This window comes from Aeromonas sp. R6-2, assembly GCF_040908155.1.
GTDB classification, from domain to species: domain Bacteria; phylum Pseudomonadota; class Gammaproteobacteria; order Enterobacterales; family Aeromonadaceae; genus Aeromonas; species Aeromonas schubertii.
The window spans coordinates 18,825-38,346 of sequence record NZ_JBFODE010000042.1 but is presented as its reverse complement, the minus strand read 5'-3'; the positions used below and the strand labels follow the sequence as shown (position 1 = coordinate 38,346).

19 protein-coding genes and 8 tRNA genes are annotated in these 19,522 nt (G+C 63.3%); 5 read left to right on the top strand and 22 right to left on the bottom strand.

Features of this window, described 5'->3' with window-relative positions; genetic code table 11:
- Positions 1–127: 127 nt before the first annotated feature.
- The 8 genes from frdD to pnuC all read right to left on the bottom strand — a co-directional run bounded on the left by frdD (position 128) and on the right by pnuC (position 6,305).
- Complete coding sequence (gene frdD / locus AB5Y48_RS11125; protein ID WP_050667333.1) at positions 128–484, bottom strand: fumarate reductase subunit FrdD; 357 nt, start codon at positions 482–484, stop codon at positions 128–130.
- A gap of 11 nt (positions 485–495) precedes the next feature.
- The gene (locus AB5Y48_RS11120; RefSeq protein WP_368164449.1) at positions 496–894 is read right to left on the bottom strand and encodes a fumarate reductase subunit C; all 399 of its coding nucleotides are present in this window, start codon (positions 892–894) and stop codon (positions 496–498) included.
- A gap of 4 nt (positions 895–898) precedes the next feature.
- Positions 899–1,633, bottom strand: a complete 735-nt coding sequence (locus AB5Y48_RS11115) for a succinate dehydrogenase/fumarate reductase iron-sulfur subunit (protein ID WP_050667335.1) — start codon at positions 1,631–1,633, stop codon at positions 899–901.
- Positions 1,626–3,407, bottom strand: coding sequence for a fumarate reductase (quinol) flavoprotein subunit (frdA, locus tag AB5Y48_RS11110; RefSeq protein WP_050667336.1), 1,782 nt, complete (start codon positions 3,405–3,407; stop codon positions 1,626–1,628). Before frdA ends, AB5Y48_RS11115 begins: the two co-directional genes overlap by 8 nt.
- Positions 3,408–3,809: 402 nt before the next feature.
- A complete protein-coding gene (gene yqfB, locus AB5Y48_RS11105) occupies positions 3,810–4,160 on the bottom strand; it encodes a N(4)-acetylcytidine aminohydrolase (protein ID WP_050667337.1) in 351 nt (116 codons plus the stop codon).
- Complete coding sequence (locus AB5Y48_RS11100) at positions 4,129–4,800, bottom strand: Crp/Fnr family transcriptional regulator (RefSeq protein WP_368164446.1); 672 nt, start codon at positions 4,798–4,800, stop codon at positions 4,129–4,131. The genes yqfB and AB5Y48_RS11100 overlap by 32 nt, the downstream gene beginning before the upstream one ends.
- A gap of 63 nt (positions 4,801–4,863) precedes the next feature.
- Positions 4,864–5,589, bottom strand: a complete 726-nt coding sequence (locus AB5Y48_RS11095) for a nucleoside phosphorylase (protein ID WP_050667339.1) — start codon at positions 5,587–5,589, stop codon at positions 4,864–4,866.
- Complete coding sequence (gene pnuC, locus AB5Y48_RS11090) at positions 5,586–6,305, bottom strand: nicotinamide riboside transporter PnuC (RefSeq protein ID WP_136612836.1); 720 nt, start codon at positions 6,303–6,305, stop codon at positions 5,586–5,588. The genes AB5Y48_RS11095 and pnuC overlap by 4 nt, the downstream gene beginning before the upstream one ends.
- A gap of 201 nt (positions 6,306–6,506) precedes the next feature.
- On the opposite strand from pnuC, the gene AB5Y48_RS11085 reads away from it, so the two are divergent.
- On the top strand, positions 6,507–8,336 hold the full coding sequence (locus AB5Y48_RS11085) for an SLC13 family permease (RefSeq protein ID WP_368164444.1): 1,830 nt from the start codon (positions 6,507–6,509) through the stop codon (positions 8,334–8,336).
- A 51-nt stretch (positions 8,337–8,387) separates the two neighbouring features.
- Here AB5Y48_RS11085 and AB5Y48_RS11080 read toward each other — a convergent pair.
- From AB5Y48_RS11080 to lolB, 14 genes are all read right to left on the bottom strand, one after another.
- Positions 8,388–8,470 (bottom strand) — tRNA-Leu (locus tag AB5Y48_RS11080).
- An 8-nt stretch (positions 8,471–8,478) separates the two neighbouring features.
- Positions 8,479–8,555, bottom strand: a tRNA-Met gene (locus AB5Y48_RS11075).
- A 5-nt stretch (positions 8,556–8,560) separates the two neighbouring features.
- Positions 8,561–8,635, bottom strand: a tRNA-Gln gene (locus AB5Y48_RS11070).
- Between the two features lie 38 nt (positions 8,636–8,673).
- Positions 8,674–8,748: transfer RNA gene (locus AB5Y48_RS11065), tRNA-Gln, on the bottom strand.
- Between the two features lie 8 nt (positions 8,749–8,756).
- Positions 8,757–8,833 (bottom strand) — tRNA-Met (locus AB5Y48_RS11060).
- A gap of 7 nt (positions 8,834–8,840) precedes the next feature.
- A tRNA-Gln gene (locus tag AB5Y48_RS11055) sits at positions 8,841–8,915 on the bottom strand.
- 37 nt (positions 8,916–8,952) lie between these two features.
- Positions 8,953–9,027: transfer RNA gene (locus AB5Y48_RS11050), tRNA-Gln, on the bottom strand.
- 7 nt (positions 9,028–9,034) lie between these two features.
- Positions 9,035–9,111 (bottom strand) — tRNA-Met (locus AB5Y48_RS11045).
- A 221-nt stretch (positions 9,112–9,332) separates the two neighbouring features.
- A complete protein-coding gene (ychF, locus tag AB5Y48_RS11040) occupies positions 9,333–10,424 on the bottom strand; it encodes a redox-regulated ATPase YchF (protein ID WP_050667342.1) in 1,092 nt (363 codons plus the stop codon).
- 37 nt (positions 10,425–10,461) lie between these two features.
- Positions 10,462–11,052 carry an aminoacyl-tRNA hydrolase gene (gene pth / locus AB5Y48_RS11035; protein ID WP_005351687.1) on the bottom strand — a complete coding sequence of 197 codons (591 nt, stop codon included), beginning with the start codon at positions 11,050–11,052 and terminating at the stop codon, positions 10,462–10,464.
- 116 nt (positions 11,053–11,168) lie between these two features.
- Positions 11,169–13,163, bottom strand: a complete 1,995-nt coding sequence (locus tag AB5Y48_RS11030; RefSeq protein ID WP_224162358.1) for a bifunctional UDP-sugar hydrolase/5'-nucleotidase — start codon at positions 13,161–13,163, stop codon at positions 11,169–11,171.
- 96 nt (positions 13,164–13,259) lie between these two features.
- Entirely contained in the window at positions 13,260–14,207 is a 948-nt protein-coding gene (locus tag AB5Y48_RS11025) for a ribose-phosphate pyrophosphokinase (protein ID WP_050667344.1), read from the bottom strand.
- Positions 14,208–14,338: 131 nt separating this feature from the next.
- Positions 14,339–15,208 (bottom strand): 4-(cytidine 5'-diphospho)-2-C-methyl-D-erythritol kinase, encoded by an 870-nt coding sequence (ispE, locus tag AB5Y48_RS11020; protein WP_368164440.1) that lies wholly within the window; start codon positions 15,206–15,208, stop codon positions 14,339–14,341.
- Positions 15,205–15,783, bottom strand: coding sequence for a lipoprotein insertase outer membrane protein LolB (lolB, locus tag AB5Y48_RS11015; RefSeq protein WP_050667346.1), 579 nt, complete (start codon positions 15,781–15,783; stop codon positions 15,205–15,207). The genes ispE and lolB overlap by 4 nt, the downstream gene beginning before the upstream one ends.
- Positions 15,784–15,909: 126 nt before the next feature.
- Between lolB and hemA the strand changes: the two genes are divergently transcribed.
- The 4 genes from hemA to AB5Y48_RS10995 are packed head-to-tail and all read left to right on the top strand — an operon-like array spanning position 15,910 to position 19,519.
- Complete coding sequence (hemA, locus tag AB5Y48_RS11010; protein WP_368164439.1) at positions 15,910–17,166, top strand: glutamyl-tRNA reductase; 1,257 nt, start codon at positions 15,910–15,912, stop codon at positions 17,164–17,166.
- 42 nt (positions 17,167–17,208) lie between these two features.
- Positions 17,209–18,297, top strand: a complete 1,089-nt coding sequence (gene prfA, locus AB5Y48_RS11005; protein ID WP_368164436.1) for a peptide chain release factor 1 — start codon at positions 17,209–17,211, stop codon at positions 18,295–18,297.
- On the top strand, positions 18,297–19,136 hold the full coding sequence (gene prmC, locus AB5Y48_RS11000) for a peptide chain release factor N(5)-glutamine methyltransferase (protein WP_060584059.1): 840 nt from the start codon (positions 18,297–18,299) through the stop codon (positions 19,134–19,136). Before prfA ends, prmC begins: the two co-directional genes overlap by 1 nt.
- Positions 19,136–19,519, top strand: a complete 384-nt coding sequence (locus AB5Y48_RS10995) for a SirB2 family protein (RefSeq protein WP_050667349.1) — start codon at positions 19,136–19,138, stop codon at positions 19,517–19,519. Before prmC ends, AB5Y48_RS10995 begins: the two co-directional genes overlap by 1 nt.
- The last annotated feature ends 3 nt before the right edge of the window (positions 19,520–19,522 follow it).

Below are 19,522 nucleotides of genomic sequence, written 5' to 3'. Positions count from 1 at the left end.
GTTACCCCCGCTGCGTGAAGCCAAGACCACAGAAGTACAGCGTAAAAAAATCCAATAAAAACAATGCCAGTCAGTCTTAACTGACTGGCATTAGGGCATGGCGCCCGGTTTTGCTCTCTGACTCTCGTTACTGGAGGACCAGCACCATCAGCAGACCCACAGTGATGGCCGACACCAGGAAGGCGAAGCCATAGAACACATAGTGGTGCAGCTTGGTGGTGTGGATCCCCAGATCGTGCAGACCGTGGTAGACCCGGTGCATACCGTGCCAGATGGGCAGGGCGATGAGCACTAGTATGATGGCGGCGCCCCACCAGGAGCTGGCGAACTCGAGCACGCGATCATAGCTCATGGTCTCCACGTCCATGATGCCGAGCGGTACCAGGATGCCGGTGATGAGGACTACGATGGGCAGCAGCATGGCGACCACCATGCCACCCGCACCAAACAGACCCCAGTAGATAGGTTCATCGGAACGTCTCATGGTTTCACTCCTCATGCCACGATGATCAGAACAATCAGGGATACCACCGCCAGGGCCACGTACTGGGCCAGCACGATGGGCTTCTCGGGGAGCAGTTGATCACCCTTGAAGATACGCATGGCCTTGGGGGCCAGCGCAAACCAGGTCTTGGCATGGAACAGGCAGGCGGCCAGGGCAACCACGTGGAACAGGATGGCCAGCGGGCTCTGCAGGGACTCGAGCCAGCCGTTGAAGGCATCGGCACCCTGTACCAGGCGCATCAGGCCCCACATCAGTACCACGGCGTAGATGGAGACGAACAGGCTGGTCCCTTCGCGCACCATGTAACCGGTGTAGAAGGCGTTCTTCAGCCACCAGTCCTTCTTCATCTCGCGCACATACGGTTTGCGTTTGCTGTTTGCGTTATTCATGGTCTCACTCCGGCTTGAACATGGCGATCATGTAGTCCTTGGCGCTCTCGACCTTGCCGAGCTGGATGGCTGCGGCGGGGTCGACCCCCTTCGGGCATACGTCGGAGCAGTAACCCACGAAGGTGCAGCTCCACACGCCGGCGTCGGCGTTGACGATCTTCATGCGCTCGGCGGCCGCGCCGTCACGGCTGTCGGCGTTGTAGCGGTAGAGCAGGGCCAGGGCGGCGGGACCGGTGAACGCCTTGTTCAGACCATACTGGGGGCAGGCTGCATAGCAGAGACCACAGTTGATGCACATGGAGAACTGGCGATATTTCTCGAGCTGGGCCGGGGTCTGGATGTATTCACCCTCGCACAGGCTGCGCTCTTCCTTCGGCACGATATAGGGCTTGATGCTCTCGAGCTTCTCGATGAAGTCGGACATGTCCACCACCAGATCGCGCTCGATCGGGAAGTTGTTGAGGGGCTCGATACGCATCTTGCCCGGGGTGTAGTCGCGCAGGAAGGTCTTGCAGCCCAGTTTGGGCACGCCGTTGACCATCATGCCGCAGGAGCCGCAGATCGCCATCCGGCAGGACCAGCGGAAGCTCAAGGTGGAATCCAGGTGATCCTTGATGTAGTTCAGGGCCTCCAGCAGGGACATCTCCTTGGCGAAGGGCACCTGGAAGGTCTGGAACCAGGGCTCGTTATCCTGCTCGGGACGGTAGCGCAGGATCTCAATTTCCATCATCTCAGCCATTCTTCTTGGCCTCCTGTTGTTCTGCCTCGGCACCGTAGACACGCTTGGCCGGCTGGGACTTGGTGATCTTCACGTCGGAGTACTCCAGGTTCGGGGCCCCTTCGGGGTTGTAGAACGCCAGGGTGTGCTTGAGGAAGTTCACGTCGTCACGGGCCTCGTAACCGTCCAGGCGCTGGTGGGAGCCGCGGGACTCTTTACGGTTGATGGCGGAGTGGGCCATGGCCTCGGCCACGTCGAGCAGGTAGCCCAGCTCGATGGCATACAGAAGGTCGGTGTTGAAGACGGACGACTTGTCGTTGATCTTCACCTTCTTGTAGCGGGCCTTGAGCTCGGTGATCTTGTCGATGGTCTCTTGCATCAGCTCGCCGGTACGGTAGATACCGACGCCGGCTTCCATGGTCCGACCCAGATCGTTGCGGATGTCGGCCGGGTTCTCGGTACCCTCGTTGTCCATCAGGGCCATATGCTGGTCGATCAGGGCCTTGGCCTTGGCGGCCAGGGCGTCGGTGTCGCCGTGCTTGCTCTCGAGGGCATGCTTGGCCGCGGCCTCACCGGCTACCTTGCCAAACACCACCAGCTCGGCCAGGGAGTTGGAGCCCAGACGGTTGGCACCGTGCAGGCCGACCGAGGCACACTCGCCGATGGCATAGAGACCTTCCAGACGGGTGGCGCACTGGCCGTTGGTCTCGATACCGCCCATGGTGTAGTGCACGGTCGGACGTACCGGGATTGGCTCCTTGACCGGATCCACACCCACGTAGGCCTTGGCCAGTTCGCAGATGAAGGGGAGACGCTCTTTGAGGTACTTCTCGCCCAGGTGGCGCAGGTCCAGGTGCACGTAGTCGCCCATGGGGGACTCGAACACGCGACCCTTCTGCTGCTCCTGCCAGAAGGCCTGGGAGAGGCGGTCGCGGGGGCCCAGCTCCATGTATTTGTTCTTCGGCTGGCCGACCGGGGTCTCCGGGCCGAGGCCGTACTCTTGCAGATAGCGGTAGCCATCCTTGTTGAGCATGATGCCGCCTTCACCACGGCATCCTTCGGTCATCAGGATGCCGCTGCCCGGCAGACCGGTCGGGTGATACTGAACGAACTCCATGTCACGCAGGGGCACGCCGTGACGGTAGGCCAGCGCCATGCCGTCACCGGTCACGATGCCGCCGTTGGTGTTGAAGCGATAGACACGGCCGGCACCGCCGGTGGCGAAGATCACCGACTTGGCCTGGATGAAGCGGGTGATGCCGTTTTGGATATCAAACACCACCACGCCCTGGACGCGACCCTCTTCGACGATGAGATCGAGGCAGAAGTGCTCGTCGAAGCGCTGGATGCTGGGGTACTTGATGGAGGTCTGGAACAGGGTGTGCAGCATGTGGAAGCCGGTCTTGTCGGCGGCAAACCAGGTGCGGGGGATCTTCATCCCGCCGAAGGCGCGCACGTTGACCTTGCCGTCCGGTTTACGGCTCCAGGGGCAGCCCCAGTGCTCCAGTTGAACCATTTCGCGGGTGGCGTTTTCGACGAAGTATTCCACCACGTCCTGTTCGCACAGCCAGTCGCCGCCGGAGACGGTGTCGTTGAAGTGGTTGTCGAGGGTATCGTCATCGCGGACGACACCGGCAGAGCCCCCCTCTGCGGCCACGGTGTGGCTGCGCATCGGATAGACCTTGGAGATGAGGGCGATCTTCATCTCCGGATGGGCTTCTGCTACGGCGATAGCGGCACGCAGGCCACCACCACCGGCACCGATGATGGCAACATCGGTCTTGATAATATCCACATCTGCCTCCTTTGGGATAGATTTGCTGGGCACGATTTTGCTCTATGAAAAAAATTCAGGCTTGATGCAAGTCAAACAGGTCTGTTTTAGCGTTCTGGCATAGTGAATTTCTCCACGTGCCCCGTCTTCCGCGGGTAAAGACTCTGTAGTCTCTCGCCATCCAAGGATTTGATACAGACTTCGCCTGGTCAGCTGGGTGTTCCAGGACAAGGCATTATAGGCCAGAGAGGCTGACTAAAATGCGAAATGCCTCTCTTTTTAGGTACTCACCCCTATAATTTTTAAGGTTTTTATTAAGTTAGTTGAGTGACCTTGTTGCGATATTACTCAATTTGATGCGAAACACACTCAAATTCATTCACATAGATGAATGATTATGCGTATTTTTTCTCCATGGTCGCATCAGATCAAGCGGAAGCGAATGACGTAGAGGGGAGGGAGATGGGGGTAGATGGTGCGGATCACCGCTCTGAGCTCCTCCAGCGTCATGTTCTCCTGGCGGGCATGCTCCCCGGTGAGTGCGTCGAAGGGGACGGGGGTGACCGAGAGGACCTCAATGGTGCCGAAAGGGATCTGCTCCGGGTTGGTGAAGAGAGAGAGCCGCTGGCCCGGTTGCCAGTTGGCCTCGCTCTCGTCGCGGATGGTGATGGTCTTGCGGCCGGCGCGAATGTCGTCGACGAAGCGGCTGTAGAAGGTAAAGGCGGGATGGCTCACGGGATCCTCACAGTTTGAGATAGGCGCGCAGTGCCGCATGGTCGCGAATGATCAGCTCCCCCTCCCGTTTCTCCACCAGCCCCAGGGCGATGAGCTCACCAACGGCGCGCCGGTAGACGCGCTCCGTGGTGCCGAAACGGGCCGCCTCCAGGGCACTCTGGCGGGATCCCTGCATGGGGGTGCGCCGCTTGGCGTGCCACAGTTCGAGGGCGATGTTGTAGGCGATGGGGTGGAGCAGCCGCTGGGTGGTGATCTCCAGGCTGTCGAGGTAGTCGCCGGCCAGGGCGCAGGTGAAAAAGAGCAGCAGCTCCGGTGCCTGTTCGAGTTGGATGCAGAGCCTGCCGACATCGATCACCTCGGCATCGAGCTCGCTCCTGGCTTCGACGCTCCACTGGATCGGCGTGCCACCAAACAGCTCCATCTCTCCGAGGATCTGGTCGTGGCACTCCACCTCACCGAGCTGAAACAGACGCCCCGAGGCGACGCCGGAGTAGAAGGCGATGCGCCCGGCGGGGACGCGCAACAGCTCGTGCAGGGGTTCTCCCTGGGTCAGCATGCGCTCCCCGGGCAGGAAGCGGCGGGTGTGCAGGCGGCAGGCCGCCAACATGGCATCGAAACGGGGCTGCAGGCGAGAGAGGGCCTCACCGAAGCGGGGATGGGGATAGGGGGTACGCTGCATGGCCTCCTCCAGACGGGGAGAAGAGCGTAGCAGCGCAGCCCCTCATAACCAAGGAGATTGCGCTCAGTTCGTGAGCGCGCTCAGGGCGGCGTGAATGGCGAGGCGCTCCCCCTCCATCATGCGCGTCTCGGCGGCGGCGTAGTCGGCCACCCCCTCCTGTACCTCCTGCTGCCAGGCCACCACGTTGCAGAGCACGGCGGCAACGCGCACCCCGCGATAGCGCCCCACCGCCAGCAGGGCGCCGCTCTCCATGTCGGCGGCCAGGATGCCACGCCGGTGCCACAGCTCACACACCGCCTGCTCGTCGTCCCGATAGAAGGCGTCGTGGGAGCGCACCAGACCGTGGTGGTGCGGGTGGTCGCTGGCGCGGATTGCCGTCAGCAGCCCCTGCTGCAGGCCCGGATCGGCGCAGGCCGGGTATTCGGCGGGCAGGTAGGCCAGCGAGGCCCCGTCGTGGCGCACCGCCCCCTCGACCACCACCAGATCCCCGAGGGTGACGACGGGCTGCAGGCTGCCGGCGGAGCCGACTCGTACCAGCTGGCGGGCGCCGGACTGGGCCAGCTCCTCCAGGGCTATGATGGCCGAGGGGGCACCGATGCCGGTGCTGCAGACCGTGATATCCCGGCCCCGGTAGCGGCCGTTTGCCAGGCGAAACTCCCGGCTCTGGCCGAGGATCTCGACCTCATCGAGCTGGGCCGCGATGCGATCGACCCGGGCCGGATCGCCGCACACCACGACCCGCTCGGCGATCTGTTCGGGGCGGCACTGAAGATGGGGCAGCAGGCTCATGCCAGTGCCTCCTCACGGCGCTCGCGGCGAGCGGCCAGCATCCAGAGGCGGGTACCGTTGGCGGCGATGAAGAGCAGGATCAGGTACTCCAGGGACATGGCATAGACCCCCTGGGCGGCGTAGACGCCGACGCTGATGATGTTGATGACCACCCAGAGGATCCAGTTCTCCACGTACTTGCGGGTCATCAGGATCTGGGCGACCACCGAGAGCACCGTCATGGTGGCATCCCAGAAGGGGAAGGCATCCGGTTGGGGCTCGGGCAGGGTCAGGCCGGCACCCAGTGCGTTGAGCAGGGAGACACTGGCGCGGGCCAGGGCGGCAAACACAGGATCGATGTAGAGGGTGAGCAGGGCGATGGCGACCGCCGAGATACCCGCGGTGGCGAGCAGCTTGTGGCGCGGCAGCCAGCGGATCTCGAGGGATTCGCCCTGATCGTTGGCCGGCCGGCTCCAGGCATACCAGCCATAGAGGTTGGCGCAGAAGAAGAAGAGCTGGAGCAGCAGCAGGCCGTAGAGCTGGATCTGGAAGAAGATGATGGCGAACAGGGTGACGTTGATGAGACCGAACAGATAGTTGATGGTCTTCTCCTGACTGGCCAGCCAGATGCACGCCAGGCCAAACAGGGTTCCGATCGCCTCGATCCAGGACATGGCATAGCCCCCTTCACCGAGGGGGATGGTGACCAGCGTGTTGCCGATATCGAACCAGGACATGGGGCACTCCTTGTGTATGGATAGAATGAACGCCGGCATTCTAGAGCGCCCGTCGTGCTCATGGCAGGACTTTTGTCCGTACCGGGCGGAGCCATACCGCATTTTGGGGAGGTCGGGAGGGCGCTGGTTGATGTTCCACAAGACAGCGGAACGCTCCCTGTGCTCTCATGGACTCTGTTGTTACCACCAAGGGGGTGAGAGGTGAGCCTGGAGCTGTATTGGGTGCTGGCGCTGTTGCTGGGTGCCGTCTTCCTGTTTGTCACCAATGCCATCCGCATGGACATGGTGGCGCTCCTCATCATAGTGCTGTTCGTGCTGAGCGGTACCCTCACCCTGCCCGAGGCGCTGGCCGGCTTCAGCGATCCCAATGTCATCCTGATCGGTGCCCTCTTCGTGGTGGGGGAGGGGCTGGTGCGTACCGGCATCGCCTATCAGGTGGGTGATGCCCTGGTGAAGGTGGCCGGCAGCAGCGAGACGCGCCTGCTGGTGCTCTTGATGGTGGCGGTGGCGGGGCTCGGTGCCGTCATGAGTTCGACCGGGGTGGTGGCCATCTTCATCCCGGTGGCCTTGAGCGTGGCCCAGCGCATGGGGATCCCGGCCGGTCGGCTGATGATGCCGCTCGGGTTTGCCGGCCTCATCAGCGGCATGATGACCCTGGTGGCAACCCCCCCCAACATGGTGGTGAACAGCGAGCTGATGCGAAATGGCCTCAGGGGCTTTGGCTTCTTCGGCTTTACCCCGTTTGGCCTGGTGATCCTGCTGCTCGGCATCGGTTACATGCTGCTGATCCGTCGCCATCTGGTGCGTGGTGAGGGGGAGGGGAAGCGTGCCGGGCATGGCCGGCACACCATGCGGGATCTGGTGCGCGACTACCGTCTTGGCGGACGGGCGCGGCGCCTGGCCATCCGTCCCGACTCTCCCCTCATCGGACGCACCCTCGACGAGTTACAGCTGCGCGCCCGCTACGGGGCCAACGTCATCGGGGTGGAGCGCTGGCGCAAGTTTCGCCGGGTCATGGTGAGCGTGTCGGGGATCTCCGAGTTCCAGGCCCGCGATGTGCTGCTTATCGACATGGGCGATGCCAGCGAGGTGCGGCGCTTTTGCGGCGAGCAGCGACTCGAGCCCATGATACTGCGCGGCGAATATTTCTCGGAGCGTGCCCGTGAGGTGGGGCTGGCCGAGGTATCGCTGATCCCGGACTCGAACCTCATCGGCAAGAGCCTGCGGGAGGCCACCTTTCGCAGCCAATACGGGCTGAGCGTGGTGGGGATCCGCCGCGACGGCGCCCCCCTGGAGGGCAAGCTGGTGGACGAGCCCCTGCGCATGGGGGACTCCCTGCTGGTGGTCGGCAACTGGAGCCTGATCCGCCAGTTGCAGACCCATGTGCGCGACTTCCTCCTGCTCGGTTTGCCCGCCGAGGTGGACGAGATGGCGCCGGCCCGCAGTCAGGCTATCCATGCCCTGCTGGCGCTGGCCATCATGATCGGGCTGATGGTGACCGATCCTGTGCCCAACGTGGTCGCCGCCCTGATCGCCTGTCTCCTGATGGGGCAGTTTCGCTGCATCGATCTGGAGAGCGCCTACCGCGCCATCCACTGGCCAACCCTTATTCTCATCGTCGGGGTGCTGCCATTCGCCCTGGCACTGGAGAAGACCGGGGGGGTGGCCCTGATCGTCGACGGTCTGATGGCGCTGGTGGGTGAGCGGGGGCCACGGGTGATGCTGGCGAGCCTGTTCGTGCTGACGGCCTTGATTGGCCTCTTCATCTCCAACACGGCGACGGCGGTGCTGATGGCTCCCATCGCGCTGGGGGCGGCCCAACAGATGGGGGTCTCTCCCTATCCGCTGGTGATGACGGTGGCCATCGCCGCCTCGGCGGCCTTCATGACGCCGGTCTCCTCACCGGTCAACACCCTGGTGATGGGACCGGGCGAGTACCGCTTCATGGATTTCGTCCGCATCGGGGTGCCGTTCACCGTGCTGGTGCTGCTGGTGTGTATCGGCCTGGTGCCGTTACTGCTGCCTTTCTGAGGCGCCAAAACGAAAAAACCAGCCGTGAGGCTGGTTTTGACTGTGTGGCTATGGTGCGGAAGGAGAGACTCGAACTCTCACGCCTGGGCGCCAGAACCTAAATCTGGTGCGTCTACCAATTTCGCCACTTCCGCGAAGAAGATGGTGGCTATGACGGGATTCGAACCTGTGACCCCCGCATTATGAGTGCGATGCTCTAACCAACTGAGCTACATAGCCGAAGATGGCTGGGGTACTAGGATTCGAACCTAGGTATGGCGGGATCAAAACCCGCTGCCTTACCGCTTGGCGATACCCCAACAGCGGCGACGATCGTGGATCGAAGCGCTTTTAAAAATGGCTGGGGTACTAGGATTCGAACCTAGGTATGGCGGGATCAAAACCCGCTGCCTTACCGCTTGGCGATACCCCAACAGAATATGGTGGCTATGACGGGATTCGAACCTGTGACCCCCGCATTATGAGTGCGATGCTCTAACCAACTGAGCTACATAGCCGAAAAGATGGCTGGGGTACTAGGATTCGAACCTAGGTATGGCGGGATCAAAACCCGCTGCCTTACCGCTTGGCGATACCCCAACAGCGATGCTCGCGTGAGCAAACATCCTTTGGAAAATGGCTGGGGTACTAGGATTCGAACCTAGGTATGGCGGGATCAAAACCCGCTGCCTTACCGCTTGGCGATACCCCAGCAGAGATGGTGGCTATGACGGGATTCGAACCTGTGACCCCCGCATTATGAGTGCGATGCTCTAACCAACTGAGCTACATAGCCATCACTGCTGTCAGTGCGAGTCGCCTCGTCACTGTGCGGCGAGATTATGCGGATCGAGCCTTGGGGCGTCAACCCTTTTTTCCCAGAAAAACCGAAAAGCGGTGCGTTTGGCGAGTTCTTCGCCGATGTTGTGCAAAACCGCGACAATTCACGATTTTACCCAGTCCCCGCAGGGTCGCAGGGGGATAAAAGAAGGGCCGGCAGAGCCGGCCCGACGGGGATTAGACGTTGAACAGGAAGTTCATGATGTCACCGTCTTTGACGATGTAATCCTTCCCTTCTGCGCGCATCTTGCCCGCTTCTTTGGCTCCCTGCTCGCCCTTGAACTGGATAAAGTCATCGAAGGCGATGGTTTGGGCGCGGATAAAGCCTTTTTCGAAGTCGGTGTGGATCTTGCCGGCCGCCTGCGGGGCGGTGGCACCGACCGGGATAGTCCAGGCGCGCACTTCCTTCACACCGGCGGTGAAGTAGGTCTGCAGGTTGAGCAGGGTGTAACCGGAGCGGATCACCCGGTTCAGACCCGGCTCCTCGATGCCCAGATCGGCCATGAAGTCGGCGCGATCGGCATCGTCCAGCTCGGCGATGTCGGACTCGATGGCGCAGCACACCGGTACCACCACTGCGTTTTCGCCGGCGGCGATCTCACGCACCTGATCCAGGAAGGGGTTGTTCTCGAACCCGTCCTCGGCCACGTTGGCGATGTACATGGTGGGTTTGAGGGTCAGGAAGTTGAGGTAATCGACGGCGGCGATCTCCTCCTTGGAGAGATCCAGACCACGGATCATCTTGTCTGCTTCCAGGCCGGCCTTGATCTTCTCGAGCACTTCCACCTCGAACTTGGCGTCCTTGTCACCACCCTTGGCGCGCTTGGATTGGCGCAGGATGGCGCGCTCGCACGCCTCCAGATCGGAGAGGGCCAGCTCGGTGTTGATCACCTCGATGTCGTTGGCCGGGGAGACCTTGCCCGCCACGTGAACGATGTTCTCGTCTTCGAAGCAGCGCACCACGTGACCGATGGCGTCGGTCTCGCGGATGTTGGCCAGGAACTGGTTGCCCAGGCCCTCACCCTTGGAGGCACCGGCCACCAGGCCGGCGATATCCACAAACTCCATGGTGGTCGGCACGGTACGCTGGGGTTTTACGATCTCGGCCAGCTGGTCCATGCGGGGATCCGGCACCGGCACCACGCCGGTGTTCGGCTCTATGGTGCAGAAGGGGAAGTTGGCGGCTTCGATACCGGCCTTGGTCAGCGCATTGAACAGGGTGGATTTGCCCACATTGGGCAGGCCCACGATACCGCATTTAAAACCCATGGTCGTTTACCTTACTTGATTGATGCTGTGGAGTGGCTCACTCGGCCTTGAAGCTGTGCAGCCGGTTCATGGCCTTGGTCATGTCCTGCTTGAACAGGATGTCGGTGGCGCGCAGGGATTCGTCCAGCGCGGCATCGATGAGGTCCTGTTCCTTGGCCGGGGCCTTGGTCAGCACGAAGCCGGCGACCAGCTCCTTGCTGCCGGGATGGCCGATCCCGAGGCGCAGCCGATAGAAATTATTGTTGTTGCCAAGCTTGGCGATGATGTCCTTGAGGCCGTTGTGGCCCCCGTGACCCCCACCCTGCTTGAACTTGGCGATGCCGGGCGGCAGGTCCAGCTCGTCGTGGGCCACCAGGATGGCCTCCGGCTCGATCTGGTAGAAACGCGCCAGAGCGGCGACCGCCTTGCCCGACAGATTCATATAGGTGGCCGGGATGAGCAGACGCACATCCTGGCCGTCGACCTGCAGACGAGCGGTGTGACCGAAGAACTTGGGCTCCTCGCGCAGGCTGACGTTATGCCAGCGCGCCAGTTGCTCCACATACCAGGCCCCCGCATTGTGGCGGGTCTTGGCGTATTCGGGGCCGGGATTGCCGAGGCCCACAATCAACTTGATCTGGCTTGTCACGGGTTCACTCTTTCGTCGATATCAGGATGACAGGCAGGGGTGTGCCCGAAGGCAAGAGGCGTATTCTAGCCGTGGGGCGGCGATCTCTCAACCAAACCGCCCCGCGGGAGCGTGGATCAGGGCAGGCGCTTGAGGGTTACCACCTCGTCACCCAGGGCTTCGAGAGGATTGCGCACCTCCCGCACGTACTCGGTGAAGGCGGCCGCATCGGTGCCACAGTCGATCCCCTTGGCCTTGCAGTTCAGGGCCGTGCCCCGATAGCTCACCACGACCTTGTCCCCCTCCCGGGTGACGGCGGCCACCGGGAAGGCGGTGAGAGTCCCCTCGACCCGGGCCAGTTCGACCCGCTCGCTGCCCGGCTGCTGCTGGGCGCGGTAGAGGGCATCCCAGCCATCGTTGCCGTTGGCGCTGTAGCCGTTCATCACCACCCGATAGCGGGCGTTATCCTGCAGCGGTTGCCATTGGCCATCGCGACTCTGCCACGCCAGCGCCGTCACCTGGCCACCCTTGCCGGCGGTGGTCTCCTCGAAGGTGTAGCGCAGATGGCCACCGTAGGGGAACTTGCCCGCGTGGGCACCGGCCGGCAGGGTTGCGCTCACCGTCTCTGTGATGAGGGCGCGCACATCGCTGCCGCTCAGGGTCAGCACCGACAGCTGGTTTTTGAAGGGGAGCAGGGTGAGGGCGGCATCCCCCTCGCGCCACTCACCGGCGCCGATGTCGGCGCGCACGCCGCCGACGGCCGTGATGGCAAAGTCGACCGGTTGGCCGAGCAGGCGCTGCACCGGGGCGCTGTTGGCCCACCAGTATTGGGATTCGGCGACCAGGGGAGCTACGTCGGAGCCGTGGCTGTCGCTCTTGTCGTCACCGGGGCGGCGCGGGTTGGGCAGATCGGCGGGCACGCTGGCGATCACCTTGCCAAACGCCTGCTCCAGGGCCGGCTTGTAGTGGCTGTCGATGATGCCGCGCAGGCGGACATCTTCATCGACCCGCTGGATATTCTCCTGACGGTCTACGAAGGCGAGGGTCTGCTCTCTGGCCTTGCTCTCCAGAGGCGTCTGACGGGCCGCATCACGATAGAAGTCGGCGCTGGCCAGCAGGGTGTTTTTTCCCTCGCAATCGGTCACCCGGCCGTCGCCGTCGAAGGTGACCTCGACCAGACCCATGGCCTGGGCGTAGGAGCCGGCCTGTACCACGCAGGTCTGACCTATGCCGTCCGGGTTGGTGACCATCTGGGCGTAGCGGGTGGCGCTCGCTCCCATGCCGAGGTTACTGAAATCCCCCAGCAGGCTGTGGGAGTGACCGCCGACGATGACGTCGATACCGTTGACCCGCTCGGCCAGCGCCAGATCCCGCTGGTTGCCGATGTGGGTCAGCAGCACCACCTTGTCGACCCCCTTCTGCTTGAGCAGATCCACGGTCGCCTGGGCCGAGGCCACCTCCTTGGCAAAGCGCAGCTTGCCGGTGTTCGGCGCTATGTCACCCATCTCCTCCAGCACCAGGCCGACCACGGCCACGATGGGCTTGTCGGCCGGGAGGGGCTCGCCCTCTTTGAGCGGGCTCTTCTGGTTGCCGTCGAAGGCAAACAGGGCATAGGGTTTGAGGTTGGCAACAGAGCGCAGGGCGGCATCCTGGCTGGTATCCAGGTTGGCGGCCAGCAGCGGGAAGTTGACCCCCTTGATAAAGCGGGCGAGCTTCTGATTGTCCAGATCGAACTCATGGTTGCCGAGGGCCATGGCATCGAGGCCAAACTGGCTGAGCAGCTCGGCGTTGGCCATCCCCTCGTTGAGCTTGAAGTAACCGCTCCCCTGCCAGGCATCCCCCCCGTGCAGGGTCAGCAGGGGGCGATTCTGACGCTGGGCATCCGCCTGCAGCGCCTTGGTCATGGTGAGCAGGCGCGGGTAACCGCCGAAGCGGGTGTAGACGGTCTCCTTCTCAACGCCCTGCGCTGCCAGTGCCGGGTTGCGCAGGGTGGCGTTGACCGGATCGAACTGGGAGTGGGTGTCGTTCATGTGGGCGATGCTGAGCACGAAGGTCTGGGGCTCTTTGCCTTGCTGGCAGGCAAACAGAGCGCTACAGAGGGTCGCGACAAGCAGGGGACGGAGTGGAGACATGGAAACTTCCTCGCTGCCTTGGTGGGTGGGATACGTTTTCGTGGATATCAAAAAGACGAAAACCGCCATGCGGCGGTTTTCGTGAATCACTCTCTATCAATGCTCAAACATGGCAGAGATAGACTCTTCATTGCTGATGCGGCGAATGGCCTCGGCCAGCACTGTGGCCAGACTGAGCTGTTTCACCTTGCCGATGGCCTTCATCTCTTCGGTCAAGGGGATGGAGTCGGTGATGATCACCTCGTCGATCACGGAATCCTTGATGTTCTGCAGGGCGTTGCCGGAGAAGACCGGGTGGGTGGCGTAGGCAAATACGCGCTTGGCACCACGATCCTTGAGGGCTTCTGCGGCCTTGCACAGGGTGCCGCCGGTGTCGATCATGTCGTCGACGATGATGCAGTCGCGGTCGGCCACGTCGCCGATCAGGTGCATGACCTGGGAGACGTTGGCGCGGGGACGACGCTTGTCGATGATGGCGATGTCGGTGTCATCGAGCAGCTTGGCGATGGCACGGGCACGCACCACGCCGCCGATGTCCGGGGAGACCACGACCGGGGCTTCCAGGTTCTTGGCCTTCATGTCTTCGAGCAGCACCGGGCTGCCGAACACGTTGTCCACCGGCACATCGAAGAAGCCCTGGATCTGCTCGGCGTGGAGATCCACGGTCAGCACGCGGTCAACGCCGACGCTGGAGAGGAAGTCGGCAACCACCTTGGCGGTGATGGGCACACGGGCGGAGCGAACACGACGGTCCTGACGGGCATAGCCGAAGTAGGGGATCACGGCGGTGATCCGGCCGGCGGAGGCACGACGCAGGGCATCCACCATCACGATCAACTCCATCAGGTTGTCGTTGGTCGGGGCACAGGTGGATTGAATGATGAAGATATCGCCGCCGCGTACATTCTCGTTGATCTGTACGCTGATCTCGCCGTCGCTAAAGCGACCGACGGCAGCATTGCCGAGTTTGATAAACAGGCGATCTGCGATCTTCTGGGCCAGTTCGGGCGTGGCGTTACCAGCAAACAGCTTCATGTCAGGCACGGTTTGAAACCTCGGGGTTGCATCCAGTATGTGGGGGTGGACCAGGGGTCCGCTCGTTCGGGGGCAAACGATTTATCAAGGTGACGGACGAACAGCCCGGCCAGGGAAGTGGGGCCCTCATCCGCTTTCACTCAGATGAACCCTGCCGTATTTGCATGACGAGCCTGTTGCAAGGCATCTGCCAGAGGTGATATGTTCACGCCCTTGGCAACAAACCCCACCCAGCCGTCAGGCAGTTTTGCCAACACTTCCCGAGCGAGGCTCTCGTCTTCAAATGCAGCGAAGACGCAGGCTCCAGTGCCCGTCATTCTTGACGGCGCGTATTCTAGCAACCAGCCGAGCGCATTGGCAACCTCGGGGTGGCGCTTTTTGACGAGCGCCTCGCAATCGTTTTTCCACTCTCCGCTCATCAGCTCCTGCAATCCCATTTTCGGGGTATTTCTCGGCAGGTCCGGATCCTGAAAGATGGCCGCCGTCGCCACGTGGCACTCGGGTTTGATCACCAGATACCAACGCTCCGGGACCGCCACCGGCTGCAGCCGTTCCCCGACGCCCTCGGCGAAGGCGGCGGTGCCGCGCACAAACACCGGCACGTCGGCCCCGAGGCGCACCCCGAGCCCGGCCAGCTCATCCACCGACAAACCGGCGCCCCAGAGATGGTTGAGGGCCACCAGCGTGGTGGCCGCATCCGACGAGCCACCGCCGATGCCACCGCCCATGGGCAGTACCTTGGTGAGCCGGATATGCGCCCCCTTGGGCTCCGGCAGGCGAGCCTGCAACAGACGGGCGGCGCGGATGATGAGATTCTCCTCGTCGGGCACGCCGGGAATGGCGGGGGAGAGGGTGAGGCGATCCCCTTGGGTCACCTCGACGCTCAGGGTGTCCCCGTGATCGAGGAAGATAAACAGGGTCTGCAACTCGTGGTAACCGTCGGGGCGGCGGCCGTTGACGTGCAAAAAGAGGTTCAGTTTGGCGGGCGCCGGCCAGAGGATGTCGCTCATTTCAGGCTCCACTCGTTGATCAGCAGCTTGAGGCGGGTGCCTTCCCCCTGCAGGGAGAGCTGGTGCGGCAGGCGATAGCCGTCCTGGTCACGGTATTGCTGATAGTCGATCTGCCAGGCGCCGTCGGTGACGCTGGCCAGGCTCTTGTCCGGATTGAGGGTGTAGCGGGCCTCGCCCGGCAGCCCCTTGATCCACTCGGGCAGGCCGTCGATGGGGAGCTCCCAGCCGGTCAGACGATAGATGAGATCGCCCGCGTCCTGGCTCTGGTGGCGGTTGCCATCCCGATCGATCAGGGTGAGTCGGCCACTCTGGCGGCTCAGCTCGAGAATATGGGTACCGATGACGCTGGTGAGGTTGAGGCGGTAGTCATCGCCTTCCTGCTGCCAGTTGAGGCGGGCGCTGCCCTTCTCTTTTTCGGTGATGATGGCGAGCTTGCCCGAGAGCTGCCAGTGGGTCAGCTGCTCGAGGCGCAGGCGCTCCTGGCTCCAGTCCACCTGTTGGCGCTGGGGTTGGGGAGTGGTGGCACAGCCTGCCAGCAGCAGGGCCAGGGTGAGGAGTATGAGACGAAGGGGCACGGGGTCGGCTCCGGATGATGGTTTGCGACAGTATAAGTGGCGGCCGTATCGCTTTTAAAGGCCTACCCTTTCCCGTACAATTAGCGCCCTGCCACTGCCCTGCTCCAAGGATTACCCCACAGCCCCATGAGTCTGCTCGCGCTAGGAATCAACCACAAGACGGCCAGCGTCTCGTTGCGCGAGCGTGTGGCCTTCGGTCCCGACTGTATCGAGCGCGCCCTGCACGATCTGGTGCAGCAGCCCGGGGTAAGCGAGGCGGTGATCGTCTCCACCTGCAATCGTACCGAGATCTACTGCAACCTGGACGCGGGCCAGGGGGAGCAGGTGCTGCACTGGTTGCAGCGTTTCCACCGGCTGGAGAGCGGCGAGCTCGACAATGCCACTTACCTCCATCACGACGAGGAGGCGGTGCGCCATCTGATGCGGGTGGCCTGCGGCCTCGACTCACTGGTGCTCGGTGAGCCCCAGATCCTGGGGCAGATCAAGCAGTCTTACGGTACCGCCCAGCAGGCCGGTGGCCTGCGGGCCATCCTGGAGCGATTGTTCCAGAAGGCGTTCTCGGTGGCCAAGCGGGTGCGCACCGACACCGAGATCGGCGCCAGTGCCGTGTCGGTGGCGTTTGCCGCCGTCAGCCTGGCGCGCCAGATCTTCGCCGATCTCTCCCAGACCAAGGTGCTGCTGGTCGGTGCCGGTGAGACCATCGAGCTGGTCGCCCGTCACCTGCGCGAGCAGAACGTCACCCAGATGATGATGGCCAACCGAACCCTGCAACGGGCCCAGGGGCTGGCCGAGGAGTTCGGCGCCCAGGTGATGACCCTGGAGGCGATCCCCGAGCACCTGCACGAGGCGGATATCGTCATCAGTTCGACCGCGAGCCCACTGCCCCTCATCGGCAAGGGGATGGTGGAGCGGGCCCTCAAGGCGCGCCGTTACCGTCCCATGTTTCTGGTGGACATCGCCGTGCCGCGCGACATCGAGGAGGAGGTGGACGAGCTCTCCGATGCCTATCTCTACACGGTGGATGATCTGCAGGGGATCATCGAGCAGAACCTGGAGGCGCGTCGCCGCGCCGCCCAACAGGCGGAGCGCATCGTGCTGGAAGAGCGCGACGACTTCATGGGGTGGTTTCGTTCCCTCCATGCGGTCGATCTCATCCGCGACTATCGCCAGCAGGCCCAGGGGTATGCGGAGGAGGAGCTCTTGCGCGCCCTGCAGAGTCTGCAACAGGGTGAGGAGCCCGAGGCGGCGCTGCGGCGCCTGGCCCATCGCCTCACCAACAAACTGATCCACACCCCGACCCAGGCCCTGCGCCATGCCGGCGAACAGGGGGATCGGGAACAATTGGCCCTGCTGCGAAGCGCCCTCGGCCTGCAGCAGGAGTGACCCGTCGGCCACCCTTGGCCAATGCCCATTTTTGAGAGAACCATGAATCCATCTGTCATTCGCAAGCTGGAAGGGCTCATTGAGCGCCACGAGGAAGTGCAGGCCCTGCTCGGGGAGCCTGACGTCATCAACGATCAGGATCGCTATCGCGCCCTGACCCGGGAGTACTCCCAGCTCGAGGAGATCGTCGGTGGCTTCCGCTGCTGGCGCCAGGCCGAGGAGGATCTCGAGGCCGCCAGGCTGATGCTGGAGGAGGATGATCCGGAACTGCGCGAGATGGCGCAGGAGGAGCTGCCGCTCGCCAAGGCCAATCTGGAGAGCCTGGAGCAGGAGCTGCAGATCATGCTGCTGCCCAAGGATCCCAAGGATGACAACAACTGCTACCTCGAGATCCGCGCCGGAGCCGGTGGCGACGAGGCGGCCATCTTCGCCGGGGATCTCTATCGCATGTATTCGCGCTATGCGGAGCGCCAGGGCTGGCGCCTGAGCATGGTCAGCTGCAACGAGGGGGAACACGGCGGCTTTAAAGAGGTGATCGCCAAGATCGACGGGGAGCGGGTCTATGGCCGCCTCAAGTTCGAGTCCGGCGGTCATCGGGTGCAGCGGGTGCCGGAGACCGAGTCCCAGGGGCGTATCCACACCTCTGCCTGCACGGTGGCGGTGCTACCCGAGGTGCCCGAGGCCGAGCAGATCGAAATCAACCCGGCGGATCTGAAGGTCGACACCTTCCGCGCCTCCGGTGCCGGTGGTCAGCACATCAACAAGACCGACTCGGCCATCCGCATCACTCACCTGCCGACGGGCCTGGTGGTGGAGTGCCAGGACGAGCGTTCCCAGCACAAGAACCGCGCCAAGGCGCTGGCGGTACTGGCGGCACGTCTGCAGGCGGCCGAGGATGAGCGTCATCGCGCCGCCGAGCAGACCACCCGCCGCAATCTGGTGGGCTCGGGGGATCGCTCCGAGCGCATCCGCACCTACAACTACCCCCAGGGACGCCTGTCCGAGCACCGCATCAACCTCACCCTCTATCGCCTCTCCGAGGTGCTCGAAGGGGATCTGGACTGCATCATCACGCCGCTGGTGCAGGAGTACCAGGCCGATCAGCTCGCCTCTCTGGCGGACAACAGCTGATGCGTCTGGACGCCGCTCGCGCCTGGCTGACCGGGGCCCTCGCCGCTGGCGAGTCGCCCCGTGCCGATGCCGATGCCCTGCTCTGCCATCTGCTGGGGCGGGATCGCGGCTATCTGCTGAGCTGGCCCGAGCGCGAGCTCACCGGCGACCAGTTGGTTCGGCTGGAGGGATGGCTGGCGCGCCGTCAGGGGGGCGAGCCCATCGCCCATATCCTCGGGGAGCGGGAGTTCTGGTCTCTGCCCCTGCTGGTGAGCCCGGCCACCCTGATCCCGCGCCCGGATACCGAGGTGTTGGTGGAGCAGGCCCTGGCGCGCCTGCCGGCAGCCCCTGCCCGGGTGCTCGATCTCGGCACCGGTACCGGTGCCATTGCCCTGGCCCTCAAGTCGGAGCGAGCCGATGACGAGGTGTGGGCGGTCGATGCCCAGCCCGATGCGGTGGCGCTGGCGAGGCGCAACAGCGAGCGGCTGCGCCTGCCCCTGCTGCTGCGTCTGGGCTCCTGGTTTGAGCCCCTGGGCGATGCACCCCGCTTCGATCTCATCGTCTCCAACCCTCCCTATATCGATGGGGAAGATCCGCACCTGGCCCAGGGGGACGTGCGTTTCGAGCCCCTCAGCGCCCTGGTGGCCGACGAGGCGGGGCTGGCGGATCTGCGCCACATAGTGCGCAGTGCGCCGGCTCACCTGGTGCCCGGCGGCTGGTTGCTGCTGGAGCACGGCTGGCAGCAGGGTGCCAGCGTGCGCGAGCTGCTGGCCGAGGCGGGTTATGACGCCATCGAGACGGTGCGCGATTACGGTGACAACGACCGCGTCACTCTGGGACGCTTCCAAGGAATTGCCTGATGTATCCAATCCTGAAACATCTCCATTTGCTGCTTGTCGCCCTGGCGGTGGTGGCCTTTATGGTTCGCTTTGCCCTGTTGCAGCGCGCCGCCGCGCCGGCCAGGCAAGCCCGGCTGATGCGGGTCGGCGGCGTGCTCAATGGCCTGGTGGTGCTGTCGGGGCTTGCCCTGTGCCTGTTGCTCGGCCTCAATCCCATCAACAACGCCGTCCCCTGGCTCAGCGAGAAGCTGGTCTGCATCCTGATCGCCGCCTTCCTGGGGTGGATGTCCCTCAGCCGTTTCGGCAGTCGCACCACCCGCTGGTTCGCCTTCCTCGGCGCCCTGGGGTGGGTCTATTTCGCGGCCAAGCTGGCGGTGATCAAGCTTCCCTCCCTGTTTGGTTGAGAT

Bases quoted from the DNA above. Each gene is read 5' to 3' on its own strand.
- frdD (WP_050667333.1), bottom strand. From the start codon at position 484: ATGAGACGTTCCGATGAACCTATCTACTGGGGTCTGTTTGGTGCGGGT.
- AB5Y48_RS11120 (WP_368164449.1), bottom strand. From the start codon at position 894: ATGAATAACGCAAACAGCAAACGCAAACCGTATGTGCGCGAGATGAAG.
- AB5Y48_RS11115 (WP_050667335.1), bottom strand. From the start codon at position 1,633: ATGGCTGAGATGATGGAAATTGAGATCCTGCGCTACCGTCCCGAGCAG.
- yqfB (WP_050667337.1), bottom strand. From the start codon at position 4,160: ATGCGGCACTGCGCGCCTATCTCAAACTGTGAGGATCCCGTGAGCCAT.
- AB5Y48_RS11100 (WP_368164446.1), bottom strand. From the start codon at position 4,800: ATGCAGCGTACCCCCTATCCCCATCCCCGCTTCGGTGAGGCCCTCTCT.
- AB5Y48_RS11095 (WP_050667339.1), bottom strand. From the start codon at position 5,589: ATGAGCCTGCTGCCCCATCTTCAGTGCCGCCCCGAACAGATCGCCGAG.
- pnuC (WP_136612836.1), bottom strand. From the start codon at position 6,305: ATGTCCTGGTTCGATATCGGCAACACGCTGGTCACCATCCCCCTCGGT.
- ychF (WP_050667342.1), bottom strand. From the start codon at position 10,424: ATGGGTTTTAAATGCGGTATCGTGGGCCTGCCCAATGTGGGCAAATCC.
- AB5Y48_RS11030 (WP_224162358.1), bottom strand. From the start codon at position 13,163: ATGTCTCCACTCCGTCCCCTGCTTGTCGCGACCCTCTGTAGCGCTCTG.
- ispE (WP_368164440.1), bottom strand. From the start codon at position 15,208: ATGAGCGACATCCTCTGGCCGGCGCCCGCCAAACTGAACCTCTTTTTG.
- hemA (WP_368164439.1), top strand. From the start codon at position 15,910: ATGAGTCTGCTCGCGCTAGGAATCAACCACAAGACGGCCAGCGTCTCG.
- prfA (WP_368164436.1), top strand. From the start codon at position 17,209: ATGAATCCATCTGTCATTCGCAAGCTGGAAGGGCTCATTGAGCGCCAC.
- prmC (WP_060584059.1), top strand. From the start codon at position 18,297: ATGCGTCTGGACGCCGCTCGCGCCTGGCTGACCGGGGCCCTCGCCGCT.
- AB5Y48_RS10995 (WP_050667349.1), top strand. From the start codon at position 19,136: ATGTATCCAATCCTGAAACATCTCCATTTGCTGCTTGTCGCCCTGGCG.